We start from the raw sequence: 24906 nt of genomic DNA on the forward strand, positions 1-24906 counted from the left end.
CGGGCGACCACCTCCGGCGCGGCACGTCCCTTGCGTGAACGCGGCGAGCGGGCGGAGCGAAACGGAGCGACATCCGCCCGTATGCCGAGAATGCGTCGCACGATGCGAATCCGCGTCGCGCCCCGCAGGCAAAATGCAAAACGGGACCGCCAGGGGGTTGTGATGGCCGGTGGGTTTGCGATGAACATGGTTTCCAGCGAACTGCTGGTCGGGCTGGCGCAGAACATCGGGCTGTTCGCGGTCGTGGCGGTCGTCTTCCTGCAGATCCGCGGCCGCGCCGCCGGCTGGCCGGCACCGGCGGCCAACGCCCTGCTGGGCCTGATGTTCGGCGGGGTGGCGGTTCTGGGCATGGCCGATCCTGTGCGGGTGGCGCCGGGCGTGTTCATCGACGCCCGCAACGTGATGGTCGGGCTGGCCGGTCCGTTCGGCGGCGCTCTGGCCGGGGCGGCGGCGGCGGCGGTGTCCGGAGCCTTCCGTTTCTGGCTGGGCGGGCCGGGAGCGTTGGCGGGGGTCACCTCGCTGGTCGGGGCCGGGCTGATCGGCATGCTGGTCGGGGCGGTGGCGCGACGGTCCGGGCGGTTCGGCAATCGGCATCTGGCCGCGCTGGCCCTGCTGGTGACGGTGATGGCGCCCTTCAGCTTCCTGCTGCTGCCGCCGGACATGGCCTACCGCATGTTCGAAACGACGCTGGTGCCGTTGAGCCTCGGAAACTTCTTCGGCACGCTGGCGCTGGGCACCTTCCTGCGCAAGGAGCAGGAGCGCTGCGATCTCCAGATCGCCCTCACCGAAAGCCAGCGCCGCTTCGCCGCGACGGTGGCGAACCTGCCGGGCGGCGTGTATCAGCGGGTGCTGACGGTGGACGGCCGGCTGCGCTTTCCCTATTGCAGCCCCGGCTTCTTCCAGGTGATGGGGCTGCCGCCGACCGAGCGGGTGACGCTGGAGGCGCTGAACCGCATCCTCCACCCCGAAGACCGCCCGCGCCTGTTCGCCTCGATCCATGCCTCCGCCGAGACGCTGGAGCCCTGGAGGCTCGAATACCGGATCCTCTGGCCGGACGGCGACGTCCGGTGGATCAGCGTCTCCAGCCGCGCGGCGCGGCGTGACAACGGCGACATCGTGTGGGACGGCATCGTCACCGACGTCACCGAGATCAAGCGCAACGAACAGGCGCTGATCCAGGCCCGCCTGGAGGCCGAGGCGGCCAGCCGCGCCAAGGCCGAGTTCCTGGCGACGATGAGCCATGAGATGCGCACCCCGCTGAACGGCATCCTGGGCTTCGCCCGTCTTCTGCTGGACGAGAACCTGACGCCCCGGCAGCGCCATCACGCCCACCTGGTGCGCGACGCCGGGCGGTCGCTGCTGACGGTGATCGAGGATGTGCTGGACTTCTCCCGCATCGAGGCGGGGCGGCTGGCGCTGAACGACACCTCCTTCGCCGTCCGCGACCTGATCGCCAACTGCGCGGCGGTGTTGCGGCTGGAGGCCGAGGCGAAGGGGCTGACGCTGCACGTCGCCGTGGCCCCCGACGTCCCGGACTGGCTGCGCGGCGATCCCGACCGGCTGCGGCAGGTGGTGCTGAACCTGCTGGCCAACGCGGTGAAGTTCACCGAGCATGGCGACGTCGGCCTGACCGTCGTGAAGACCGCCGACACCCCCACCGGTCCGCATCTGACGATCAGCGTCGCCGACACCGGGATCGGCATCCCGCAGGATCGGCAGGACCAGCTGTTCCAGCGTTTCAGCCAGATCGACCGGTCGCGCGGGGGCACCGGTCTCGGCCTCGCCATCAGCCGGCGGCTTGTGGAGATGATGGGCGGAACGGTCGGGGTGCAGAGCCAGGCGGGGGTCGGCTCCACCTTCTGGCTGTCGCTGGTGCTGCCCGAAGCCGATCCGCCCGCCGGGAACGACGCCCCCTGCGCGGCGGAGCTGCTGGTTCACCGCCGTCCGGCGCGCATCCTGCTGGCCGAGGATCTGGCGATGAACCGGGAGCTGATCACGGCCATGTTGCAGGGGGCTGGCCACCGCGTGGACGCCGTCGCCAACGGGCGGCAGGCGGTGGAGGCGGTGCAGCGCGGCGCTTACGATCTCGTGCTGATGGACGTGCACATGCCGGAGTTGGACGGTCATTCCGCCACACGGGCGATCCGCGGCCTGCCGCCGCCGGTGGGGACCATCCCGATCCTGGCGATGAGCGCCAGCGCGCTGCCCGACGAGGTTCAGCGCTGCCACGACGCCGGCATGAACGGCCACATCGCCAAACCGGTGGACCGCGCCGCCATGCTGGACGCGATCGACGGCGTGTTGGGCTGGGCCATCCCGGGCGGCCGGGCCGCCGAAGCAATCGACGGCGCGGCGGGAAGGGGCGCCATGCCCGAGACCTTCACGGTGGTGGAGCCGACCCCGCTCCGTCAGCCGCTCGACCATGTGATGCTGGCCCGGCTGTCCGACGAGTTGGGGGAGGAGGCGTGCGCCCGTCTGGTCGCCGCCTTTCTCGACGAGCTGCCGCAGCGGATGGGCCGCCTGCGCGAGGGCCGCGAGTCCGGTTCCCCGCTGACGGAAGCGCAGGCGCTGATCGCACCGTCGGCCAATCTGGGGCTGGTCCGTCTGGCGTCCGCCTGCCGTGCGCTCAGCGCCGCCCTGCGCGCCGGTCGCCGGCACGAGGCGGAGGAACTGGCCGGCAGCGTTCTCGACGCCGCGGAGGAAGGGGCGGAGGCTCTGCGCGACGCGCTGTCCCGCGGCCGGGAGAGCCGCCGTTTCAAGTCCCTTGCGAAGGATATCGTCCAGACGCCATAATTCCCATGTGCGGCAACTTTCTCTCCTCCGGCGTGCGCCGGATCTGGCGGACACCGGCAATGGACGAAGCTTTTCTGACGGGGGAGGGCCCCGCCGCGGCCCCCCGCACGCGGCTGCGGACCCTGTTGACGACCATTGTCGGGGTGATCGCCCTGTTCGGAGTCGGCCTGTGGGGGGCCGCCACCTGGGCCGACCGCGACGAGGCGGTGAGCCATGCCCGTGACCGGACGCTGAACGCCGCCCGCCTGCTGCACGAGCATGTGCGCCGCACCGTCGCCACCAGCGATCTCGTTCTGCAGCGTGTGGACGACCGGCTTCGCGCGCGGGAGATGGAGGCGGTCGGGCGCGACCTGCCGCTGTGGCAGGAGCTGCGCATCATGTCCGACGCCATGCCGGAGGTCAGTTCCATCTTGATTCACGACGCCGCCGGAAACGGGCTGCTGACCACGCGCCAGTTCCCGGCGCCGCCGATGAACAACAGGGACCGCGCTTTCTTCCAGGCCCACCGGAACGGCGAGGCGTTCCACATCGGCGGGATGATCCGGGGCCGGCTGTCCGGCCGGCCGACCTTCACCATCAGCCGCCGCATCGGAACGGTGGAGAATTTCCAGGGCGTCGCCAACATCGCCCTGGACCTCGATTATTTCCGCTCCTTCTTCGACGGGCTGAACATCGGCCGCGGGGGCGCCGTCGCCGTGTACCGCGAGGACGGGACCCTGCTGTTCAGCCTGTCGGGCCAGGACACCGCCGCATCGCTGTCCGCGGCGCCCCCCGACATGCCTCCGGTGACCCGACCGATGGACGAGGCGCCGCGGGCCATCGGCGGCACGATCTTCAGCCAGTCTCCGGTGGACGGATCGGAGCGGATCGTCGCGAACCTGCGGGTTCAGGATCTGCCGCTGATCGTGCAGGTCGGCGTGTCGCGGGACGAGGCGCTGACGCCCTGGCGCGAGCGCACGATCCACGGCGGCCTGCTGGTCCTGCTGGCGGTGGCCGCCTGCGCCGTGTTGGCCATGGCGGCGGCGCGCAGCCTGTCGCGCGAGGAGGTGGGGCGCCGCCGGCTGGCCGAGACGAACGCCGATCTGGACGCCACCGCCCGCAGCCTGGAACAGGCCAACCGCGCCTTCGCCGGGGCCAACCGCCGGCTGAACCTGATCCTGCAATCCGCGTCGGAAGGCATCTGCGGCGTGGATCGGGACGAGCGGATCACCTTCGCCAACCCCGCCGCCTGCGCGCTGACCGGCTACACCAACGAGGAGATGCTGGGCCGCAGCCTGCATGTGCTGCTGCACCACACCCGCGCCGACGGCACGCCGGCGCCGACCATCGACTGCCCGGTCTTCGAGGTTCTGCGCACCGGCGAGGCGCGGGGCGGCTCGGAGGACATCTACTGGCGCAAGGACGGCACCAGCTTCCCGGTGGAGTTCGCGGCCTCCCCCATGCTCGAGGACGGCCGGGTGGAAGGGGCGGTGGTCGTCTTCCACGAGATCGCCGAGCGCAAGCGGGCCGAGGAGGCGCTGCACCAGGCCAAATCCGTGGCGGAGGCGGCCAGCCGCGCCAAGAGCGAATTCCTGGCCAACATGAGCCACGAGATCCGCACGCCGATGAACGCCATCCTGGGGCTGGTCCATCTGCTCCAGCAGACCGACCTGTCGACGCGCCAGCGCGACTACGCCCAGAAGATCCGCGTGTCGGCGCAGTCGCTGCTCGGTATCCTCAACGACATCCTGGACTTCTCGAAGGTGGAGGCCGGCAAGCTGGAGCTGGAGCGGGTGGAGTTCCGCCTGGACGACCTGCTGCAGAACCTCGCGGTGATCGTCGGCGCGGCGGCGCAGGACAAGGACATCGAGGTTCTGTTCTCGGTCGGGCCGGAGGTTCCGCTCGACCTCGTCGGCGACCCCTTGCGCCTTCAGCAGGTGCTCATCAACCTTGCCGGCAACGCCATCAAGTTCACCGAGGCGGGGGAGGTGGTGGTGTCCGTCCGCGCCGTCGAGGTGACGGAGGAGCGGGCGGTCCTAACCTTTTCCATCCGCGACACCGGCATCGGCATCGACGCGGAACAGAAGGAGCGGCTGTTCCAGGCCTTCAGCCAGGCCGACAGCTCCACCACCCGGCGTTACGGCGGCACCGGCCTGGGATTGGCCATCTGCACGCGGCTGGTCGCCCTGATGGGCGGCGTCATGGATGTGACGAGCGAACCGGGCCAGGGCAGCGATTTCCATTTCACCGCCGTCTTCGGGAACGCCGTCTTCGGGCAATCCGCTTTCGAGAACGCCGGGCGGGCGAAGGAGCGTCCGCCGCGGTTCCGCGCCGCGCCGCGCGGCCTGTCGGTGCTGGTGGTGGACGACAATCTCACGGCGCGCGAGGTGCTGGGCGAACTGGTCGTCTCCTTCGGATGGCGGGCCTCGCTCTGCGCGTCCGGGGGCGACGCGATCGCGGAGTTGGAGCGTGCGACCGCCGCCGAGCAGCCCTACGACATCGTGCTGATGGACTGGAAGATGCCGGGGATGGATGGGCTGGAAACCTCCCGCCGCATCCGCGACGACGGGTTGGTGAAGGCGCCGGTCATCATCGTGGTGTCCGCCTTCGGGCGCGAACGGATGGGCGCCGTGCCGGGGGGGGCGGGAACGCAGGATCTGGGCCTGAGCGGCGCGCTGGTGAAGCCGGTCACCGCCTCCTCGCTGCTCGACGCGGTGATCGACGCCTTTGGGCGCGGTGCGGAGGACGACTCGGCGGAAACCTTCCGGCTGCATCCCTGCGCCCCGGTCCCCGCCGGCCTTCTCCGCCCGCCGCATCTGCGTCCCCTGTTCGGGCACCGCCTGCTGCTGGTGGAGGACAACGGCATCAGCCAGGAGGTGGCCCGCGAGATCCTGGAACGCGCCGGCGCCCGCGTGACCCTGGCCGGCAATGGGCGCGAGGCCGTCGCCCGCGTCGAGGAGGCGAATCCGCCCTTCGATCTCGTCCTGATGGACGTGCAGATGCCGGAGATGGACGGATTCGAGGCGACGCGCCGGCTGCGCGCCCGGCCCGCCGGGCAGGGGCTGCCGATCATCGCGATGACCGCCAGCGCGCTGCCGTCCGACCGGCAGCGCTGCCTGGACGGCGGCATGGACGACCACATCGCCAAGCCGATCGACGTGGAGCAGCTGTTCTCCGTGGTGACCCGCTGGCTCGGCCAGCCGGCGCCGGCCGGCATGCCGCTGCTGCCCAAGGCTGTGCCGTCCTATGCCCGTGGTGCGCTTCCCGCCGAATTGCCGGGCATCGACGTGAAGGACGCGCTGCACCGCCTGGACGGCGATGTCGGGCTGTTCCGCAAGTTCGTCACCGAGTTCGCCCGGACTTACGGCGGTGCGGCGGACGGCATCGCCTCGGCGCTGGCCGCCGGCGACCTGCCGCGGGCCAAGGCGCTGGGGCATGAGCTGAAGAGCTTGGCGGGCAACATCGGCGCGCGGACGCTGTCCGCCGCCGCGGACGCGGTGCAGGTCGCCGCCTTCCGCGGGGACGGGGCGGCGGCGGCGGCGCAGTTGCCGGTTCTGCGCGCGGAGCTGGAGGCGGTGCTGGACTCCGCCGCGCGGCTGGCCGTGGCGCCGGGGCACGCTCCCGGCCACGGTCCCGGCCTTCCCCCTGGCCGTGACGGTCCGGCGATGGACATCGCGACGCTGGAGCCCATGCTGGAGCGCTTCGCCCGCCTGCTGCGCGACAGCAACTTCGCTGCCGCGGAGGAGTTTTCCGTCCTGGCGCCGCCGCTGGCCGATTGGATCGACCCGGCGGCCATGAAGGCGCTCTCGTCGGCCGTCGACGGTCTCGATTTTACAAAGGCTCAAGGAATCTTGCGCAGGATCACCCAGGATCTCGGCCTATCCCTTCCAGCCGACTGATCCGCTTCACATCCGGAACCGTTTTTTGGGAACCGACCTCCAGGAACCGAACATGACCGACGCGCGCTCCAAGATCCTGGTGGTCGACGACATTCCGTCGAACGTGCATGTGCTGAGCCGGATCCTGAAGGACGACCACGACATCTATTTCGCGACCGACGGGGCGAAGGCGTTGGAATTGGCGCAGTCCCGGCGGCCCGATCTCGTTCTGCTGGACATCATGATGCCGGGCATGGACGGCTACGAGGTCTGTTCCCGCCTCAAGGCCGATCCGATCACCCGCGACATCCCGGTCATCTTCATCTCGGCCAAGAGCGAGGTGGAGGACGAGACCTATGGGTTGGAGGTCGGCGCCATCGACTTCATCTCCAAGCCGATCAGCCCGCCCATCGTCAAGGCGCGGGTGCGCAACCACCTGCTGCTGAAGCGGCAGACCGACCTGCTGCGCACCCTGTCCTTCGCCGACGGCCTGACCGGCATCGCCAACCGCCGCCGCTTCGACGAGGTGCTGCTGCGCGAATGGCGGCGCTGTGGACGCGTGCAGCTCCCGCTGTCGCTGATCATGCTCGATGTCGACCAGTTCAAGCCCTACAACGACCATTACGGCCATCAGGCGGGCGACGAGTGCCTGCGCGCGGTGGCCCAGTTCCTGGCCGAGCAGGTGATGAGGCCGGGCGACCTGATCGCCCGTTACGGCGGCGAGGAATTCGTCTGCCTGCTTCCCGAAACCGATGAGGACGGGGCGGTCCAGGTCGCCGAGCGCCTGCGCCAGACGGTGGCCGACCGGCGTCTGCCCCACGCGGTGTCCCACGTCGCCGACCACGTCACCATCAGCCTGGGCGTCGCCACCGCCCGGCCGATGCCGGACGACACGCCGGACCGGCTGACACAGCTTGCCGACGGCCTGCTCTACGAGGCCAAGCGCGCCGGCCGCAACCGTGTGTGCAGCGGCGGTGTGGAGGTTGCGGTATAAGGGGCCGACCTGAGGCATCACGGGGGCAGCCATGCGTTCGGCCAGAGCCGGAGACGACCGCGCGACCGGGAACCGGCGTCCTACTTCAGCGATTCCCCTCGATGTACGCGGGCGCGGCTTTTCCAGCCGTGCCGCCCTGCCGGTCATGGAAGGCTGGATCGACGCCGCCGTCGACCCTCTGCCGCCGCGCGCCGTGGCTCTCGCCGACCTCGCCGCCACGCTGGCGGAGGGGGTGGTTCTCGCCGAGCCGGTGACCGCGCCGGGGGATTGGCCGCCCGCCGACCGGGCCGCCCGCGACGGGGTGGCGGTGGCCTCCAGCGACACGCTGGGCGCCGGCTCCTACAACCCGGTTCCGCTGCCGGGCGCCGTGACGGTCGCGGCGGGCGAGACGATGCCGTCGGGAACCGACGCGGTCCTGCCCGTGGAGGCCATGCAGGCCGACGGCCCCTTCGTCGAAGCGCTGGGCAGCGCCGCCCCGGGCGACGGGGTGGAGCGGCAGGGGGAGGGGCTGCGCGGCGGGACGGTCCTGCTGAAGGCCGGGCACCGTTTGCGCCCGCAGGATCTTGGATTGTTCGCCGCGCTGGGGATCGGCACGGTGCGTGTCGGCGCCCGACCGCGGGTGCGGATCGTGCTGGCCGGGGGACCGCGGTCCGGACCCGAGACGCTGGGCGCCATGCTGACCGCGCTGGTGGCGCGCGATGGCGGCGTGGCGGAGCTGGTGGGGCCGCTGCCGGCGGACCGCGCCGTCCTGGCCGCCGCCTACGCGGCTCCCGGCGCCGACCTGCTGATCTCCGCCGGGCGCACCGGGGTGGGGGAGGATGACGTGGCCCCGCTGGCGCTGGCCGAGGCGGGGCAACTCGCTCTGCACGGCGTGGCCCTGCGCCCCGGCGATTCGGCGGCGCTGGGGACGGCCGGCGGCGTCCCCGCCGTGCTTCTGCCCGGTGAACCGATGGCCTGCCTGACGGCCTATGAGCTGCTGGCTGGCCGGGCGGTGCGCCGTCTGGCCGGTCGGGACTCCGCGCTGCCGCATCCGGCTGTCCCCGCCGTGGCGGTGCGCAAGCTGGTGTCGGAGATCGGCTGCACCGAACTGTACCGCGTGCGCCGGACGGCGGATGGGATGGTCGAGCCGGTCGCCTCCCCGCACCGGCCGGGTCTGGCCGGGGCGGTGCTGGCCGACGGCTTTGTGCTGATCCCCGCGGACAGCGAGGGTTTTCCCGCCGGGGCGACCGTGACCCTGCGCTGTTTTGACGGTACAAGTCTCTGAACGGCATCGAGCGAGGGGGGAAGGGCGTGTCCAACCAGGACATCCGGCGATTCGGCATCCGGCGATTTGTTGCCCAGGCGGCCCGGCAGGAGCAGTTTCTCGAGGTGGTTGGCCGTGACGAGGCCGAGGCGCGGTTCCGCCGCCATCTCGACCTGACGCCCAAGGGGGCGGAGACGGTGCCGCTGGGCGCCGCGCTGGGCCGCGTGCTGGCCGTCGACGTGGTGGCGGAGGTCGATGTCCCCGGCTTTGACCGTTCCTCGGTGGACGGCTTCGCGGTGCGCGCCGCCGACACCCAGGGGGCGGGTGAGGACACGCCGGTCGTGCTGCGCCTGAACGAGGAGGTGCTGTCCGCCGGGCGCGTTCCGACGCTGACCGTCGCCCCCGGCACGGCCACCGTGCTCGCCACCGGCGGCATGCTGCCGCGCGGCGCCGACGCCGTGGTGATGGTCGAGCACACCGAATCGCATGAGGACGACGACGCTCTTCTGGTGGAGATCCGCAAGCCGGTGGTGCCCGGTGCCTTCGTCGCCGCCGCCGGGTCGGACATCGGGCGCGGCGAGACGGTGATGCGGCGCGGGCAGCTGCTGACCTCCCGCGAGATCGGCGTGCTGGCGGCCATCGGGCGGGCCGAGGTCTCGGTGGTCCGCCGCCCCCGCGTGGCCATCCTGTCCACCGGCGACGAGATCGTCGCCCCCGGCGAGCCGATCCGGCCCGGCGCCGTCTATGACTCGAACGCCGCCATCCTCGCCGCCGCGGTGGAGGAGCTGGGCGGGGAGCCGGTCCGGCTGGGCATCGCCCGCGACGACGAGGCGGAGCTGGCGCCGTTGGTCGAACGGGGGCTGGCCTGCGACGCGCTGCTGCTGTCGGGCGGAACGTCGAAGGGGGCGGGCGACCTGTCCTACCGCATCGTCAGCCGCCTGACCGACCCCGGGATCGTTGCGCACGGCGTCGCGCTGAAGCCCGGCAAGCCTCTGTGCCTCGCCGTAACGAAGGGCAAGCCGGTGGTGATCCTGCCCGGCTTCCCGACCTCCGCCATGTTCACCTTCCACGAGTTCGTCGCCCCGGTGCTGCGCGCGCTGGCCGGCCTGCCCCCTGCGGCGAAGGAGAGCGTGGATGCGACGGTGCCGATGCGGCTGGGATCGGAACGGGGCCGAACCGAATATGTGATGGTCTCGCTGGTGCGCGGGGCGGACGGCGGGCTGGCGGCCTATCCGTTGTCCAAGGGCTCCGGCGCGGTGACCGCCTTCAGCGCGGCGGACGGCTTCATCGCCATCGACCCGCAGGCCGAGGCGGTGGAGGCCGGCACCCCGGTGTCGGTGCAGCGCATCGGGCGCGACACCCGCCCCGCCGACCTGATCGTGATCGGCAGCCATTGCGTCGGGCTGGACGCCATCACCGGCCGGCTGGTCGGGGAGGGGCTGACGGTCAAGGCGCTGAACGTCGGTTCCATGGGCGGCCTCGCCGCCGCCCGGCGCGGCGAATGCGACGTGGCGGCCATCCACCTGATGGACCCGAAGAGCGGGGAGTACAACCGCCCCTTCCTGACCCCGGCGCTCGGCCTCGTGACCGGCTACCGCCGTCTTCAGGGCATCGTCTTCCGCAAGGGCGACGATCGTTTCGAAGGCAAAACGGCCGAGGAGGCCGGTCTGGCGGCGGCGCAGGACCCCGACTGCATCCTGGTCAACCGCAACGCCGGCAGCGGCACCCGTATCCTGACCGACCGCCTGCTTGGCGCGGCGCGCCCCAACGGCTACTGGTCGCAGGCCAAGTCGCACAACGCCGTGGCGGTGGCGGTCGCCCAGGGCCGCGCCGACTGGGGTGTCGCCATCGACAGCGTCGCCACCCTCTACGGGCTGGGCTTCCTGCCCCTGCAGGCGGAGCATTACGACTTCGTGATCCCCGACGACCGCCGGGACCGGCCGGCGGTCCGGCGCTTCCTGGCGGCGCTGGCCGATCCGGCGGTGCGGGAGAAGCTGACGGCGCTCGGCTTCACCGTTCCGGAAGCGGAATAAACTCCGTCTCGCCGGGAACGGCGTCGAACCGCCCGGCCTTCCATTCGGCCTTGGCCTGTTCGATGCGGTCCTGGCGGCTGGACACGAAGTTCCACCAGATGTGGCGCGGGCCGTCCATCACGGCGCCGCCCAGCAGGATCAGGCGGGCGGCCGTTTCGGCCTCCACCGTCACCGCGTCGCCGGGGCGCAGCACCAGAAGCCGCCCGGACTCGAAGCGGTCGCCGTGGATCGTGACGGTGCCGTCGGCGATGTAGAGCGCCCGCTCCTCCGTCTCGCGGTCGATGGGCAGGCGGGCGCCGGCGTCCAGCGAGGCATCGACGTACAGCGTGTCCCACAGCGTGTTCATGGGCGAACGTACACCGTACGCCTCGCCCGCGACGACGCGCAGCCGCTTGCCCTCGCCCTCGACCACCGGCAGCTCGTCGGCGCCGAGATGGACGAAGTCTGGGTCGGTCTCCTCATGGGTCTTGGGCAGGGCGACCCAGGACTGGATGCCCGACAGCAGCCGGTCGCGCCCGCGCTCGTCGGTGGCGGAGCGTTCGGAATGGGCGATGCCGCGCCCGGCGGTCATCCAGTTCACCGCCCCCGGCCGGATCGGCAGGACGGTGCCCAGGCTGTCGCGGTGCAGGATCTCGCCGTCGAACAGATAGGTGACGGTGGCCAGCCCGATGTGCGGGTGGGGGCGGACGTCGATGCCCGCCCCGGCCTTGAGGATCGCCGGCCCCATCTGGTCGAGGAAGACGAAGGGCCCGACCATCCGCTTGCGGACGGAGGGCAGGGCGCGCCGCACCTCGAACCCGCCGATGTCGCTGGTGCGCGGGACGACCACCGTTTCCAGCCAGCCGTCCGGAGACTCGGTCGATGTTGGGGCCGTCGTCATGCTTGTCCTCCCGTTCCCGAAGCCTGTTCCCAATGGTGGGTGCCCCCAACAGGTGGGGACCGGCGCCGCGAATGGGAGGGGGAAAGCGTTCAGTGCTTGGGGGTGCCGCAGCCACCGCTGCCGCAGCCGCAGCCGCCGGCCGGCGCGGTGACGTGGATGGCGCCGCGCGCCGTGGCCAGCAGCACGTCCAGCGGGATGCCGGTGGCCTTGGCGAGATCGCTCAGGCTGGCGCTGTCGGGCACGCCGACGCCGGGGTTGAAGACCGGGTGGATCTGCGCCAGCCGGCTCACGGCGTCGGGATCGACGGCGTTCAGCGCGCCCAGGGTGGTGTCGCCGGTCAGGGTGTTGGCGATCAGGATGTCGGCCATGGCGTGTCCGAAGCGGGAGGGAGGAGGAATCGGCGCAAGCCGACGGTGCCGCCCGACCAAAGAGCCTTCCTTGACGCCTGTCAAGACGGCGGCGCTGGAAAGAGCCGGCGGAAAAAGGACCCGAAACGCCGAAGGGCCCGCGCGGTGCTGCGCAGGCCCTTCGGGTGTTTGGTGGAGCCAAGGAGGATCGAACTCCTGACCTCTACAATGCCATTGTAGCGCTCTCCCAGCTGAGCTATGGCCCCGAAACTCTGGGCGACGAGCCTTGCGGCCTGCCTCGGTGGAGCGGGATATTGGTCAGGACGGGGGTCCGATGCAAGAGAAAAATTCAGCCCCGTCCCGCTTTTTTCCGCTCACCCGCCCCCGTCTTCCAAGGGGGAGCGCGATCAGCGCTCCTCCTCGTCCTCGCCTTCGACGTCGACGACCTCGTCCATGTCGTCCTCACCCAGCTCCGAGGTGTCCTCGATCAGGACATCGTCCTCGTCCTCGGGCGTCTCGTCGGTTTCCTCGATGTCGTCGACGGTCACATCGTCCTCGACTTCGTCGAGTTCCGTCGACTCTTCCTCCTCGGTCTCGGTTTCCTCGTCCTCCGAGGAGACCACCGGGGCCTTCTTGACATCATCGACCGGCGCCGGGCGCGCCTTGCGGGACTTCAGCAACGCCTCGGGATCGAACTGCGCTCCGCAGCTCGGGCACACCGGCGGGTCCTTGCGCAGATCGTAATAGCGCGCGCCACAGCTCGGGCAGATGCGCTTGACGCCCCATTCGGGTTTGGCCACGCCTCGTCCTCCGTCACGTTCCTAGGGAATGCCCAATTCGGGAATTGCAAGCCGCGCCCTTTGCCACGCCGGCGGGCGCTTGTCAAAAAAAAGTTCGCTGAATGTCGCCGTCGGCGTGGCAGGGCCGTCGGCCGGTGCCAAACTTCACCCTGCGGTGGTCCTCCGGGCCGCCGTCAAGGATACCATGATAAAGGGGGAGGAACCGATGCCGATCCTGCTGTCCCGCCGCTGGCGGGCGCTGCTGTCCGCCGGCCTGCTGGCGGCGCTGCCGCTGGAGGCCGTGGCCCAGACGTCGCCGTCCGCCGCCGGCGATGTGGCGCCGGAGCGCGCGACCGGACGCGGCAGCCGCAGCGTCGACACCGCCACGCGCCACATGGTGGCCGCCGCGAATCCGCTGGCGGCGGAGGCCGGGCGCGAGATCCTGCGGGCGGGGGGCAGCGCGGTTGACGCGGCCATCGCCGTGCAGCTCGTCCTGAATCTGGTGGAACCGCAAAGCTCCGGAGTCGGGGGCGGCGCCTTCCTGGTCCATTACGAAGCCGCAACGAAGGCGGTGACCTCCCTCGACGGGCGCGAGACGGCGCCGGCTGCGGCGACTCCGGAGCGTTTCCTGGGGGCGGACGGCAAGCCGATGCCCTTCTACGACGCGGTGGTCGGCGGCCGGTCGGTCGGGGTGCCGGGCACGGTGATGCTGCTGGAGCACGCCCACCGCACGCACGGCAAACTGCCCTGGCCCCGCCTGTTCGAACGCGCCATCGCGCTGGCCGAGACCGGCTTCACGGTCAGCCCCCGGCTGAACGGCCAGCTGGCGATGGAGAAGCACCTGCCGGCCAACCCCGCGGCCCGCGCCTATTTCTACCAGCCGGACGGCACGCCCTGGCCGGTCGGCCATGTCCTGAAGAACCCGGAGTTCGCGGCGACCCTGCGCGCCATCGCCGACAAGGGTTCCGCCGCCTTCTACGAGGGGCCGATCGCCGCCGACCTCGTCAAGGCGGTGACCGGCCACCCCACCAACCCCGGCGACATGACCGAGGCCGACCTCAAGGCCTACCGGGTCAAGGAACGGGAGCCGGTCTGCGGTCCCTACCGCGCCTACACCCTGTGCGGCATGGGACCGCCCAGCTCCGGCGGGGTCGCGGTGCTGCAGATGCTGGCCTTCCTGGAGGGCCGCGACATGGCCGCCACCCGCAACGATCCGGCGCTGGCGGCGCACTGGATGTCGGAGGCCGGGCGACTCGCCTTCGCCGACCGCGGCCTCTATCTGGCCGACCCCGATTTCGTGTCGGTGCCGGTGAAGGGGCTGCTCGACCGCGGTTATCTGGCGAGCCGCGCCGCCCTGGTCGGCGAGCGGTCGATGGGCAAGGCCCAGCCGGGCGAGCCGCCCTTCAAGCAGGGTCGCGCCTGGGGCTTCGCCGAGGCCGAGGAGCATGGCACCAGCCACATCTCCGTGGTCGACGGGGCGGGCAACGCGGTCGCCATGACCACCACCATCGAGGATGGCTTCGGCTCCCGCCTGATGGTGCGCGGCTTCTTGTTGAACAACGAGCTGACCGACTTCGCCTTCACCCCGACGGAAGACGGCAAGCCGGTCGCCAACCGGGTCGAGCCGGGCAAGCGGCCGCGCAGCTCGATGGCGCCGACCCTGGTCTTCCGCGACGGGGCCCTGGTCGCTTCGGTGGGGTCGCCGGGGGGCAGCAACATCATCAATTACGTGGGCAAGACGCTGGTCGCCCTGCTCGACTGGACCCTCGACCCGCAGGCGGCGGTGGACGCCCCCAATTTCGGCAGCCGCAACGGCCCGACCGAGCTGGAGCAGGGCACCGAGGCGGAAGGCTGGATCGCGGCGCTGGAGGCGCGGGGACACACGGTCAAGGCGATGGAGCTGACCTCCGGCACCCAGGCGATCGTGGTGACCGGCCAAGGGCTGTCCGGCGGCGCCGACACCCGGCGCGAGGGGGTGGCGGTCGGCGACTGACGGGGCGAACCGCGCATCGCTCGCATCGCCCTTCCCGCTGTGCTAGGTACTCCGCCCTGGTCACATTCTTGTCTGGGGAGTCCTCCCATGCTGCAGGCGAAGCCGCTTCGCTCATCCTCCACCGGCGCGCTGGCCGGCACGATCCGCGTGCCGGGCGACAAGTCGATTTCGCACCGGTCGCTGATGCTGGGCGCCGTTGCGGTGGGCGAAACCGTCATCCACGGCCTGCTGGAAGGGGAGGACGTGCTGAACACCGCCGCCGCCATGCGCCTGCTGGGCGCCCAGGCGGAGCGCGGCGGGGACGGCGTGTGGCGCGTGCGCGGCGTCGGTCTGGGCGGGCTGGCGGAACCGGCGCAGGTGCTCGACATGGGCAACAGCGGCACGGCGGCGCGCCTGCTGATGGGCCTCGTCGCGTCGCACCCGATCACCTGCGTCTTCACCGGCGACGCCTCGCTGAACAAGCGCCCGATGGCCCGTGTGACCGGCCCGCTGGAGCAGATGGGCGCACGCTTCGTCGGACGGTCCGGCGGGCGGCTGCCGCTGACCGTGGTCGGCAGCGACCGCACCGTGCCGATCACCTACCGCCTGCCGGTGGCCTCCGCCCAGGTGAAGTCGGCGATCCTCCTCTGCGGCCTGAACACCGCCGGCACCACCACGGTGATCGAGGCGGAGCCGACCCGCGACCACACCGAGCTGATGCTGCGCCATTTCGGCGCCACCGTGACGACCGAGCGGATGGAGGACGGCGCGCTCGCCGTGTCCGTCGTCGGCCAGCCGGAGCTGACCGGGCGCACCATCGTGGTGCCGGCCGACCCCAGTTCCGCCGCCTTCCCGGCGGTGGCGGCGCTGCTGCGCCCCGGCTCGGAGCTGCTGCTGCCCGGCGTCGGCATGAACCCGCGCCGCACCGGCCTCTACGACACGCTGATCGAGATGGGTGCTGACATCGCCTTCGAGAACCGCCGCGACGAGGCGGGCGAGCCGGTGGCCGACCTGCGGGTCAAGCACGGCCCGCTGAAGGGCATCGTCGTTCCGGCCGACCGCGCGCCCAGCATGATCGACGAGTACCCGATCCTCGCCGCCGCCGCCGCCTGCGCGGAGGGCACCACCGTCATGCTCGGCCTGAAGGAGCTGCGCGTGAAGGAGAGCGACCGCCTCGCCATGGTCGCCGACGGGCTGACCAAGTGCGGCGTGAAGGTCGAGGTCGGGGCCGACGACAGCCTGACCGTCTACGGCACCGGCACGCCGCCGCAGGGCGGCGCCACCGTCGCCACCGCCATGGACCACCGCATCGCCATGAGCTTCCTGGTGCTGGGCATGGCCACGGCCGAGCCGGTGCGGGTGGACGACGGCGCTTTCATCGATACCAGCTTCCCCGGCTTCGTCGCCCTGATGAACGGTGTCGGCGCACAGATCGCGGGGGCGTGAGGGCGATGGGTCTGGTCATCGCCATCGACGGCCCAGCGGCGGCGGGCAAGGGCACGCTGTCCAAGCGGATCGCCCAGGTCTACGGCTTCGCGCATCTCGACACGGGAGCGCTCTACCGCGCCGTCGGTGTCGCCGTCCTGCGCGCGGGCGGCGATCCGGCCAATGCGGACGCCGCGGCAAAGGCCGCCCGCGCGCTGCGGCCGGACGACGGCATCCTGAACGACCCGGCCCTGCGCAGCGACGAGGCGGCGCAGGCGGCCTCCAAGGTCGCCGCGGTGCCCGAGGTGCGGGCCGCCCTGCTCGATTTCCAGCGGCGCTTCGCCGCCACCCCGCCCGGCGGCACGCCGGGGGCGGTGCTGGACGGGCGGGACGTCGGAACGGTCGTATGCCCGAACGCCGATGCCAAGCTGTTCGTTACCGCTTCCGTGGAGGTGCGGGCCGAGCGGCGACTCAAGGAGTTGCGGGAACGCGGGATTCCGGCTATACCGTCCGACGTCCTGGAGGACATGAAGGCCCGTGACACGCGCGACAGCCAGAGGACGGTAGCACCGCTCCTGCCGGCTGCCGACGCTTTTGTGCTTGATACCTCCGCCCTCGACGCCGACCAGGCGTTCGCAGCGGCGACCGCCTTTATCGGAACGAAAACCGGTTTCGGCCCCAAGGTCTGAGCATCAGGGTCCGGGCGCTTCGGCCCTCCAACGGAACATATGTCAACCAAGTCGCCGGGCGTGGTGCCCGGCGCGGTGGTCCCATCGGGGGCCGGCCCGTTTTGCCGCGGGACGGACCATGGCGGGATCGCTTTCGGCCAACCTTAGGAGTTTCAATGGCACAAGCTATGGCCCGGACCGGCGAGAAGGAAAGCTTTGCGGCTCTGCTCGAGGAGTCGCTCGGAACGGCCGAGTCCCTCGAAGGCTCGGTCGTCAAGGGCCGCGTCGTCTCCGTCGAGAACGACATGGTCACCATCGACGTCGGCCTGAAGTCGGAAGGCCGCGTCGCGCTGAAGGAATTCGCCGTTGCCGGCCAGCCGCCCGAGATGAAGGCGGGCGACACGGTCGAGGTGTATCTGGAGCGCATGGAAGACAAGAACGGCGAAGCCGTTCTGTCGCGTGAGAAGGCCAAGCGCGAAGAGGCCTGGGCGCTGCTGGAGAAGTCCTTCCAGGACCAGACCCGCGTCACCGGCGTCATCTTCGGCCGCGTCAAGGGCGGCTTCACCGTCGACCTGTCGGGCGCCGTGGCGTTCCTGCCGGGTTCGCAGGTGGACATCCGTCCGGTCCGCGACATCTCCCCGCTGCTGGGCACCCCGCAGCCGTTCCAGATCCTGAAGATGGACCGCTCGCGCGGCAACATCGTCGTGTCGCGTCGCGCCGTGCTCGAAGAGAGCCGCGCCGAGGCCCGTTCGGAGCTGGTGGCCAACCTCAAGGAAGGCCAGGTTCTGCAGGGTGTGGTCAAGAACATCACCGACTACGGCGCGTTCGTGGATCTGGGTGGCGTCGACGGCCTGCTGCACGTCACCGACATCGCGTGGCGCCGCATCAACCACCCGTCCGAGGCCCTGCAGATCGGCCAGACCGTCACGGTCCAGGTCATCCGCTTCAACCCGGAGACCCAGCGCATCAGCCTCGGCATGAAGCAGCTGGAAGCCGATCCGTGGGAAGGCGTGGAAGCCAAGTACCCGGTCAGCTCGCGGTTCAAGGGTCGCGTCACCAACATCACCGACTACGGCGCCTTCGTGGAGCTGGAGCCGGGGATCGAGGGCCTGGTGCACGTCTCGGAGATGTCCTGGACGAAGAAGAACGTCCACCCGGGCAAGATCGTGTCGACTTCGCAGGAAGTCGAGGTCATGGTCCTGGACGTCGATCCGCAGAAGCGCCGCATCAGCCTGGGCCTCAAGCAGTGCCTGGACAACCCGTGGGAGACCTTCCTCGACAAGTTCGGCCCGGGCACGGAGCTGGAAGGCGAGGTCAAGAACATCACCGAGTTCGGTCTGTTCGTCGGTCTGCCGGGCGACATCGACGGCATGGTCCACATGTCCGACCTCGACTGGAACAAGTCGGGTGAGGAGGCCATCGCCGAGTACAAGAAGGGCGACCGCGTCAAGGTCAAGGTCCTGGACGTCGACGTCGAGAAGGAGCGCATCTCCCTCGGCATCAAGCAGCTCGCGAACGATCCGTTCGAGGCTGCCACGGCCGGCCTGAAGAAGAACGAGGTCGTCACCTGCACCGTCACCCAGGTCACCGACGGTGGCATCGAGGTCACGGTCGGCGAGGGCTACACCGGCTTCATCCGCAAGTCGGACCTGTCCCGCGACCGTTCGGAGCAGCGTCCGGACCGCTTCGCCGTCGGCGAGAAGGTCGACGCGAAGGTTACCCAGATCGACCGCGGCTCCCGCCGCATCTCGCTGTCCATCAAGGCCCGCGAGATGGAGGAGGAGAAGCAGGCGATGGCCGAGTACGGTTCGTCCGACTCGGGCGCCTCGCTGGGCGATATCCTGGGTGCGGCTCTGAAGCGCAAGCAGCAGACCGGCGAAGAGTAAGGTCCTTCCCATCTCCCTCCCTCGCGTCAGCGGGGGAGGGTCGGGGAGGGGGCCCGTCTCCCGTACCTATGCTAAAGAAAAAGCCGCCGCGGTCACCCGCGGCGGCTTTTTCCTTTTGCAGCGCGTCAGCCTCTCACCCCTCCTCGTCCTCCTTGATGAGGTCGCGGTAGGCGTGCCAGCTCGCGTGCCCGACCAGGGGCAGGGCGACGATCAAGCCGAGAAAGCCGGTCAGCAGCCCGGCGCCGGTGACCAGCACGATCAGCCCGGCCCACAGCGCCATGACGCATGGGTTGCGCAGCACGGCCATCGCCGAGGCCAGCGCCGCGGCGAAGACGTCGGCCGGGCGGTCCATCATCATCGGCAGGGCGGTGACGTTGGTGATGAAGGCGAAGGCGGCGAAGGCGAAGCCCAGCGCCGTGATGAAGACGGTGAAGACCAGACCGTCCAGGCTGAACATCTGCGCCACGAAATGATCGAGCGCGATGGCCTCGTGCGGGAAGAACAGGGCGAAGGCCACCACGTTCATCCGCGCCCAGATCATCACATAGAGCATCAGGATCAGGCCGGCGGTCAGGATGTGGTAGGGGTTGGCCCGCCACGCGGTCAGCGCCCGCCACAGGCTGGGCCGGCGCCCCTCCTCGACGTCCTTGGAAATCCGGTAGAGGCCGAGCGCCAGGAGCGGGGCGATCAGCAGGAAGGCGCCGATCATCGGCGCGATCAGATAGGCCATCCCGGCCAGGACCAGCCCGCCGGTGAGCGCGAAGCCGATGGCGACGAACAGGGCGCCGTAGGCGAGGCTGACCCAGCCCGACGCCCGCAGGTCCAGCCAGCCCGCCCGCAGCCAGCCCAGCGCCTGGGCGGTTGTGACGGTGCGGACGCGGTCCGCGTAAGGCAGGCCGGCCAGCGGGTCGGCGGGGCCGGTGTGATGGGCGTGTGTCATGGCGAACCTCCGACGGCAAACCTTCAACCGCGTCCCTCCGACCGCGTCCGGCGACCGGGACCGTTCCAACCATCTCATCGGAAATGGTGAGTTCGAAGGCAATCCGTAAGACGTATTAATCACATTTCGGGCCTTTTTCGGGGCAGCGGTCGGACAAGCCGGAGCGTTGCCGGGAAAAGGGTTCCGCCAGAAAGGCTTAGCTTGACGGTCACCGGACCCGGTGGCACGCTTGCGCGCAGGTCAAGGAGCGCGGTCCAAGGGCGCTCGAACCGGGGGAAACGGAATCGCCATGACCAAATCAGAGCTGATTCAACGGCTCGCGGAGCGCAATCCGCACCTGTACCAGCGCGACATCGAAAAGATCGTCGGCACCATCTTCGACGAGATCTCCGAAGCGCTCGCCCGCGGCGACCGGGTGGAACTGCGCGGGTTCGGCGCCTTCTCCGTCAAGCGCCGCGACGCCCGCACCGGCCGAAACCCGCGCACGGGCGAAGCCGTCGAGGTGGGCGAGAAGGCGATCCCCTTCTTCAAGACCGGAAAACAGTTGCGCGAGCGCTTGAACACCGACGAATGATGTCCGTTCATTGACAGACCGTCGCTGAGTCATCGGCCCGGACCCGGCGCTGCCCCGGCCCCCGATCATGGATACGAGGACAACACCCGTGCGTTTCATCGCCCTCATCATCGCCGTTCCCATCGCGCTGGCCGCGGTGCTGTTCGCCATCTCCAACCGTGGCTTGGTCACGCTGTCGCTCTGGCCGCTGCCCTTCACGCTGGAGGTCCCGGTCTACCTCGCCACGCTGGTGGCGCTGGTGATCGGCTTCCTGGCCGGCGGCGTCGTCGCCTGGAACGCCCAGCGCCGCTACCGCCGCCGCGCCCGCCGCTCCTCCGACCGCGTCTCCTACCTGGAGCGCGAACTGAAGGAGACGCAGGCCCGCGCCGCCGCCGCGGAGAAGCGCCTGGCGGAGATGAACCGTCCGGTGTCCGGCACCGCCGGCCTGCCCGCGGTGACCGGGTCCGGCGCCGCTCTGCCGGCGACCACGGTCCACTGACCGCCCGCCGGCATCCCCTTCGGCCTCCCGTCCGGCTGGGGGGCGGGAGGGGGGTTCCGCTTTGCCGGACCTGTGGAGGGAGCCGCCGATGCGCACCGTCACCGGAGCCGAGCTGAAATCCGTCCTGCACTTCCGCATGCTGATCGAGCGCATGCGGCAGACCTTCCGCGCCGGGGTCGAGGTGCCGATGCGGCACCACCACACGGTCGAAACCTACGGCCAGAGTGACGGCACGCTGCTGCTGATGCCGGCGTGGCAGGTCAACCAGTCCATCGGCGTCAAGGTGGTCACCGTCTTCCCCGACAACGGGGCGAAGGACCTGCCGGCGGTGCAGGGGCTCTACCTGCTGATGGACGGCAAGACGGGGATGCCCCAGGCGGTTCTGGACGGCACCGCCCTGACCAAGCGGCGCACCGCGGCGGCCTCCGCGCTCGCCGCCTCCTACCTCGCGCGGCCCGACTCGGAACGGCTGCTGATGGTCGGCACCGGGGCGCTGGCGCCCGAGCTGATCGAGGCCTTCGCCACCGTCCTGCCGATCAAGCATGTGCTGGTCTGGGGCCGCAGCATCGAGAAGGCGAAGAAGGTGGCCAGCCGCTTCCACCGCCCGAAATTCCGCATTGAGGCCACCGCCGATTTGGAAGGAGCGGTGCGCGGCGCCCAGGTGATCTCCTGCGCGACGCTGGCGAAGGAGCCGCTGATCCGTGGCGAATGGCTTCAGCCGGGCGCCCATCTCGACCTCGTCGGCGGCTTCACCCCGGAGATGCGCGAGGCGGACGATGACTGCATCCGCCGCTCCCGCGTCTTCGTGGACACCCGCGAGGGCGCCTGCAAGGAAGCGGGCGACATCGTTCAGCCGATGAAGGCCGGCATCCTGACCGACGCGGACATTGCCGGCGATCTGTACGATCTGACCCGCGGCCAGCGCGCCGGGCGCCGCTTCTACGACCAGATCACCCTGTTCAAGTCGGTCGGTACCGCGCTGGAAGACCTCTGCGCCGCCCAGCTGGCGGTGGAGATGGTGATCCACAACGACACGATCCGCTGAGGCGTTTTTCCATCATGACTCTCCGCATCACCGTCGTCGGCGCCGGCATCATGGGGCTGTGCACGGCCTGGGCGCTGGCCCGCGCCGGGCACGAGGTCGCCGTCTTCGACCAGGGGCAGGTGCCCAACCCCTTCGGCAGCTCCGTCGACCAGCACCGGCTGTTCCGCCACGCCTACGGCGCCAGCGCCGGCTACTCCCGCATGGCCGACACCGCCTTCCAGGCGTGGGAACGGCTGTGGACCGACCTGGGCGAGCGCTTGCTCGTCCCCAGCGGCACGCTCTGCACCGCCTCCGCGGAGGACGGTCGGCGCTGGTTGGCCGACAGCGTCGATGTGCTGGAGTCGCTGGGCCATCCCTTCCGCCGCCTGACCCCGGCGCAGATCGCCGCGGAATTCCCGCTGGTCGACGCCAACGCGGTGGCCGAGGGGCTGCATCTGGAGTCGGGCGGCGTGCTGCTCGCCGGGCGCATCGTGGAGCTGCTCAGCCACTATCTGAACGCGTTGGGGGTGACGGTTCACGCGCGTGCCCCCGTGACGGCGATCGATGCGGAGCGCGCCACCGTGACGCTCGCCGACCGCCGGACCATCGGCGCCGACGCGCTGGTGGTCGCCGCCGGGGCCTGGGTGACGAAGCTGCTGCCGGAAACGGCGGCGCGCCTGACCCCGTCGCGGCAGGTCGTGGCCTATCTGATGCCGCCGGAGGGCCTGCGCGGCATCTGGGCGACGGCGCCGATGCTAATCGACGCGGACGGTGAGAGCGGGGTCTACGTCGTTCCACCGGTGGCCGGCACGACGATGAAGGCGGGCGACCACCGCTTCTCGCGCGTCGGCGACCCGGACACCGAGCGCGATCCCGATCCGGACGAGGCGCGCGACGTGCTGGACCGCGCCCGCCGGGTGCTGGCGGACGGGCACCGCTACAGCCTCGCCAACGCGGCGACCTGCTTCTACACGGTGACCGACGACGAGCGCTTCGTGGTCGAGCCTCTGTCCGTCCGCTGCTGGCTGATGAGCGCCTGCTCCGGCCACGGCTTCAAGTTCGCCCCGGCGCTGGGCGAAGCGCTGTGCGAGGCCATCAGCGATCCGGCGCGTGCGTTCCGACTGACGGACTGGGCCGCCGGGCGCTGACCCCGGGCACCGGCGGAACGGTGCGGCTCCACCCCTGTTGAGAGGGCAATCAGCCTGTGTTGGCTGAAGCCTTACCGACAGGGAGTGAAGCATCCATGGCCGACGAACCTCGCAAAGTGGGTGTCTATGACACGGACGGCAACCGGACGGCCACGGGCGGTGCGGCCGGCTCCATGAACTGGTGGGTCATCGCGCTGGTCGTGCTGGTGGTCCTCGCCCTCCTCTATTTCTTCCTCTGAGCCCGGACCACGTCCGGAGCGGACCAGCACAGGAGCGGGTTCATGAACAAGAAGACCATTGTCGCGCTGTACGACGACCTGTCCGGCGCCGAACGTGCACTGAGCGAACTCGAAGCCGCCAATCTGCGGCAGGACTTCACCATGATGGGCGCCGACAGCGCGAAGCTGGGCTCCTCGGCCAGTCTGGCCACCGAGAATCGGCTGGAAAGCTGGCGCCACGCCGCCGACTTCGGGGAGGACCCGAATTTCGACGCCCGCGACCGCCGCGTCTCCATGCTGACCGGCGTCGGCGTGACGCGGGAGGACGCGGAGGTCTTCGCGGAGGGCGTGCGCCGCGGCGGCGTTCTGCTGGTCGGCCGGGTCGAGGAGGCGATGTGCGACTCCGCGTTGGCCGTCATGCAGCGCCACGGTTCGGTGGACATCCCCGGCCGGGCGAAGGGCTACCGCGAGGCCGGCTGGAGCGGCTATGACGCCGCCACCGCCGATTACGACAGCGCGCAGGCCGCCGAGGAGCGCCGCCGCGCCGCCGCCGCCTCGTTGCGCGACGTCAACACGCAGGGCGCCAACCCGGCGGCGGGCGCTCCGGCCGCCACGCCGACCGCGGCTCCGATGGGGACGCCGACCGGCCGCGTTGACGTGAACCGCGACTGACGCGTTCAATCCCTCTCCCGTCCCGGGAGAGGGTGCCCGCGGAAGCGGGTGGGTGAGGGTACGGACGAGGATGGAGCGCTGATCCTTTGGCAGCACCCTCACCCTCCCACGCTGGCGCGTGGGTCTTTCCCTCTCCCGGGGCGGGAGAGGGAATCGGGCGCCACTTCCCCCTCTCCGGCCCCGGAAGTCTGGTGATTGCCGGCGGCCCTTGTTAGGCTGCGCGGCATCACCACCTTCCAGGGTTCGGAGAGCCGTTTTTCCATGAGCACGCCCAGCATCGCGCCCGCCTCGCGCATCTTCTGCGCCGTCGACACGACCGACCTCGACACCGCCCGCGACCTCGGCCGGCGGATCGCGGGGGTGGTCGGCGGGATCAAGCTGGGGCTGGAGTTCTTCATCGCCCACGGCCCAGCCGGCATCCGCACGGTGATCGGCGAAGACGGCCCGCCGTTGTTCCTCGACCTCAAGCTGCACGACATCCCCAACACGGTGGCGGGCGGCATCCGGGCGGCGCTGCCGTTGAAGCCGGCCTTCCTGACCATCCACACCTCCGGCGGCCCGGCGATGATGCGCGCGGCGGCGGAAGCCGCGGCGAGCGCGGGTGCGGACCGTCCGAAGATCCTCGCCGTCACCGTGCTGACCAGCATGGACGCCGCCGATCTCCAGGCCGTCGGCCAGAGCGTCCCGGTGGCCGATCAGGTGAAGCGGCTGGCGCTGCTCGCCAAGGACTCGGGGGTGGACGGTGTGGTCTGCTCTCCCGCCGAGGTGGCGCTGATCCGCGAGGCCTGCGGGCCTGAGTTCATCCTGATGGTGCCGGGCATCCGCCCCGCCTGGGCCGCCGCCAACGACCAGAAGCGCGTCATGACTCCCGCCGAGGCGCTGGCCGCCGGGGCGGACCATCTGGTCATCGGGCGCCCGATCACCGGCGCCGCCGATCCGGAAGCGGCCGCCCGACGCATCGTTTCGGAACTGTAA

20 protein-coding genes and 1 tRNA gene are annotated in these 24906 nt (G+C 70.7%); 16 read left to right on the forward strand and 5 right to left on the reverse strand.

What is annotated here, in order from left to right; all coding sequences use genetic code 11:
• Window positions 1-180: 180 nt before the first annotated feature.
• Genes DS837_RS07090 through DS837_RS07110 form a run of 5 tightly spaced genes read left to right on the forward strand, consistent with a single transcriptional unit; the run spans window position 181 to window position 10920 of the window.
• Window positions 181-2793, forward strand: a complete 2613-nt coding sequence (locus DS837_RS07090; RefSeq protein WP_170295774.1) for a hybrid sensor histidine kinase/response regulator — start codon at window positions 181-183, stop codon at window positions 2791-2793.
• 59 nt (window positions 2794-2852) lie between these two features.
• A complete protein-coding gene (locus DS837_RS07095; protein ID WP_149164111.1) occupies window positions 2853-6671 on the forward strand; it encodes a response regulator in 3819 nt (1272 codons plus the stop codon).
• 52 nt (window positions 6672-6723) lie between these two features.
• Window positions 6724-7644 (forward strand): diguanylate cyclase, encoded by a 921-nt coding sequence (locus tag DS837_RS07100; RefSeq protein ID WP_149164112.1) that lies wholly within the window; start codon window positions 6724-6726, stop codon window positions 7642-7644.
• A gap of 31 nt (window positions 7645-7675) precedes the next feature.
• Window positions 7676-8908 (forward strand): molybdopterin-binding protein, encoded by a 1233-nt coding sequence (locus DS837_RS07105; protein ID WP_149164113.1) that lies wholly within the window; start codon window positions 7676-7678, stop codon window positions 8906-8908.
• A gap of 26 nt (window positions 8909-8934) precedes the next feature.
• On the forward strand, window positions 8935-10920 hold the full coding sequence (locus DS837_RS07110; RefSeq protein WP_149164114.1) for a molybdopterin biosynthesis protein: 1986 nt from the start codon (window positions 8935-8937) through the stop codon (window positions 10918-10920).
• On the opposite strand, the gene DS837_RS07115 is transcribed toward DS837_RS07110, so the two are convergent.
• The 4 genes from DS837_RS07115 to DS837_RS07130 all read right to left on the reverse strand — a co-directional run bounded on the left by DS837_RS07115 (window position 10898) and on the right by DS837_RS07130 (window position 12947).
• Window positions 10898-11800, reverse strand: coding sequence for a pirin family protein (locus tag DS837_RS07115; RefSeq protein WP_149164115.1), 903 nt, complete (start codon window positions 11798-11800; stop codon window positions 10898-10900). The two genes, DS837_RS07110 and DS837_RS07115, sit on opposite strands and share 23 nt — an antisense overlap.
• A gap of 89 nt (window positions 11801-11889) precedes the next feature.
• Window positions 11890-12168 (reverse strand): hypothetical protein, encoded by a 279-nt coding sequence (locus DS837_RS07120; RefSeq protein ID WP_149164116.1) that lies wholly within the window; start codon window positions 12166-12168, stop codon window positions 11890-11892.
• 169 nt (window positions 12169-12337) lie between these two features.
• Window positions 12338-12413 (reverse strand) — tRNA-Ala (locus DS837_RS07125).
• A gap of 141 nt (window positions 12414-12554) precedes the next feature.
• On the reverse strand, window positions 12555-12947 hold the full coding sequence (locus tag DS837_RS07130; RefSeq protein ID WP_149164117.1) for a TIGR02300 family protein: 393 nt from the start codon (window positions 12945-12947) through the stop codon (window positions 12555-12557).
• A 205-nt stretch (window positions 12948-13152) separates the two neighbouring features.
• On the opposite strand from DS837_RS07130, the gene ggt reads away from it, so the two are divergent.
• The 4 genes from ggt to rpsA all read left to right on the forward strand — a co-directional run bounded on the left by ggt (window position 13153) and on the right by rpsA (window position 18877).
• Complete coding sequence (gene ggt / locus DS837_RS07135; RefSeq protein ID WP_149164118.1) at window positions 13153-14919, forward strand: gamma-glutamyltransferase; 1767 nt, start codon at window positions 13153-13155, stop codon at window positions 14917-14919.
• A gap of 87 nt (window positions 14920-15006) precedes the next feature.
• Complete coding sequence (gene aroA / locus DS837_RS07140) at window positions 15007-16344, forward strand: 3-phosphoshikimate 1-carboxyvinyltransferase (RefSeq protein ID WP_149164119.1); 1338 nt, start codon at window positions 15007-15009, stop codon at window positions 16342-16344.
• Between the two features lie 5 nt (window positions 16345-16349).
• Entirely contained in the window at window positions 16350-17012 is a 663-nt protein-coding gene (gene cmk / locus DS837_RS07145) for a (d)CMP kinase (protein ID WP_149164120.1), read from the forward strand.
• A gap of 155 nt (window positions 17013-17167) precedes the next feature.
• A complete protein-coding gene (rpsA, locus tag DS837_RS07150) occupies window positions 17168-18877 on the forward strand; it encodes a 30S ribosomal protein S1 (protein WP_035671076.1) in 1710 nt (569 codons plus the stop codon).
• Between the two features lie 133 nt (window positions 18878-19010).
• Here the strand turns inward: rpsA and DS837_RS07155 are convergent, their stop codons facing one another.
• Window positions 19011-19817, reverse strand: a complete 807-nt coding sequence (locus DS837_RS07155) for a DUF2189 domain-containing protein (protein WP_149164121.1) — start codon at window positions 19815-19817, stop codon at window positions 19011-19013.
• Between the two features lie 289 nt (window positions 19818-20106).
• Between DS837_RS07155 and ihfB the strand changes: the two genes are divergently transcribed.
• The 7 genes from ihfB (at window position 20107) to pyrF (ending at window position 24906) form a co-directional block, all read left to right on the forward strand.
• Entirely contained in the window at window positions 20107-20391 is a 285-nt protein-coding gene (gene ihfB / locus DS837_RS07160; protein ID WP_014239239.1) for an integration host factor subunit beta, read from the forward strand.
• A gap of 88 nt (window positions 20392-20479) precedes the next feature.
• Window positions 20480-20869, forward strand: coding sequence for a lipopolysaccharide assembly protein LapA domain-containing protein (locus DS837_RS07165; protein ID WP_014239240.1), 390 nt, complete (start codon window positions 20480-20482; stop codon window positions 20867-20869).
• Window positions 20870-20957: 88 nt separating this feature from the next.
• The gene (lhpI, locus tag DS837_RS07170) at window positions 20958-21914 is read left to right on the forward strand and encodes a bifunctional Delta(1)-pyrroline-2-carboxylate/Delta(1)-piperideine-2-carboxylate reductase (protein WP_149164122.1); all 957 of its coding nucleotides are present in this window, start codon (window positions 20958-20960) and stop codon (window positions 21912-21914) included.
• Window positions 21915-21928: 14 nt separating this feature from the next.
• The gene (locus DS837_RS07175) at window positions 21929-23041 is read left to right on the forward strand and encodes an NAD(P)/FAD-dependent oxidoreductase (RefSeq protein ID WP_149164123.1); all 1113 of its coding nucleotides are present in this window, start codon (window positions 21929-21931) and stop codon (window positions 23039-23041) included.
• Window positions 23042-23136: 95 nt separating this feature from the next.
• Entirely contained in the window at window positions 23137-23280 is a 144-nt protein-coding gene (locus tag DS837_RS31990; protein WP_014239243.1) for a hypothetical protein, read from the forward strand.
• A 42-nt stretch (window positions 23281-23322) separates the two neighbouring features.
• Window positions 23323-23931 carry a hypothetical protein gene (locus DS837_RS07180; RefSeq protein ID WP_149164124.1) on the forward strand — a complete coding sequence of 203 codons (609 nt, stop codon included), beginning with the start codon at window positions 23323-23325 and terminating at the stop codon, window positions 23929-23931.
• Window positions 23932-24192: 261 nt separating this feature from the next.
• Window positions 24193-24906: an orotidine-5'-phosphate decarboxylase gene (gene pyrF / locus DS837_RS07185; RefSeq protein WP_149164125.1), complete on the forward strand. Its 714-nt coding sequence runs from the start codon at window positions 24193-24195 to the stop codon at window positions 24904-24906.

The sequence above is a fragment of the Azospirillum brasilense genome (genome assembly GCF_008365405.1).
Classification (GTDB): Bacteria; Pseudomonadota; Alphaproteobacteria; order Azospirillales; family Azospirillaceae; genus Azospirillum; species Azospirillum brasilense_D.

What these genes read in the sequence shown, in the direction of transcription:
- DS837_RS07090 (WP_170295774.1), top strand. Translation starts at nt 181, where the DNA reads ATGAACATGGTTTCCAGCGAACTGCTGGTCGGGCTGGCGCAGAACATC.
- DS837_RS07095 (WP_149164111.1), top strand. Translation starts at nt 2,853, where the DNA reads ATGGACGAAGCTTTTCTGACGGGGGAGGGCCCCGCCGCGGCCCCCCGC.
- DS837_RS07100 (WP_149164112.1), top strand. Translation starts at nt 6,724, where the DNA reads ATGACCGACGCGCGCTCCAAGATCCTGGTGGTCGACGACATTCCGTCG.
- DS837_RS07105 (WP_149164113.1), top strand. Translation starts at nt 7,676, where the DNA reads ATGCGTTCGGCCAGAGCCGGAGACGACCGCGCGACCGGGAACCGGCGT.
- DS837_RS07115 (WP_149164115.1), bottom strand. Translation starts at nt 11,800, where the DNA reads ATGACGACGGCCCCAACATCGACCGAGTCTCCGGACGGCTGGCTGGAA.
- DS837_RS07120 (WP_149164116.1), bottom strand. Translation starts at nt 12,168, where the DNA reads ATGGCCGACATCCTGATCGCCAACACCCTGACCGGCGACACCACCCTG.
- ggt (WP_149164118.1), top strand. Translation starts at nt 13,153, where the DNA reads ATGCCGATCCTGCTGTCCCGCCGCTGGCGGGCGCTGCTGTCCGCCGGC.
- aroA (WP_149164119.1), top strand. Translation starts at nt 15,007, where the DNA reads ATGCTGCAGGCGAAGCCGCTTCGCTCATCCTCCACCGGCGCGCTGGCC.
- cmk (WP_149164120.1), top strand. Translation starts at nt 16,350, where the DNA reads ATGGGTCTGGTCATCGCCATCGACGGCCCAGCGGCGGCGGGCAAGGGC.
- rpsA (WP_035671076.1), top strand. Translation starts at nt 17,168, where the DNA reads ATGGCACAAGCTATGGCCCGGACCGGCGAGAAGGAAAGCTTTGCGGCT.
- DS837_RS07155 (WP_149164121.1), bottom strand. Translation starts at nt 19,817, where the DNA reads ATGACACACGCCCATCACACCGGCCCCGCCGACCCGCTGGCCGGCCTG.
- ihfB (WP_014239239.1), top strand. Translation starts at nt 20,107, where the DNA reads ATGACCAAATCAGAGCTGATTCAACGGCTCGCGGAGCGCAATCCGCAC.
- lhpI (WP_149164122.1), top strand. Translation starts at nt 20,958, where the DNA reads ATGCGCACCGTCACCGGAGCCGAGCTGAAATCCGTCCTGCACTTCCGC.
- DS837_RS07175 (WP_149164123.1), top strand. Translation starts at nt 21,929, where the DNA reads ATGACTCTCCGCATCACCGTCGTCGGCGCCGGCATCATGGGGCTGTGC.
- DS837_RS31990 (WP_014239243.1), top strand. Translation starts at nt 23,137, where the DNA reads ATGGCCGACGAACCTCGCAAAGTGGGTGTCTATGACACGGACGGCAAC.
- DS837_RS07180 (WP_149164124.1), top strand. Translation starts at nt 23,323, where the DNA reads ATGAACAAGAAGACCATTGTCGCGCTGTACGACGACCTGTCCGGCGCC.
- pyrF (WP_149164125.1), top strand. Translation starts at nt 24,193, where the DNA reads ATGAGCACGCCCAGCATCGCGCCCGCCTCGCGCATCTTCTGCGCCGTC.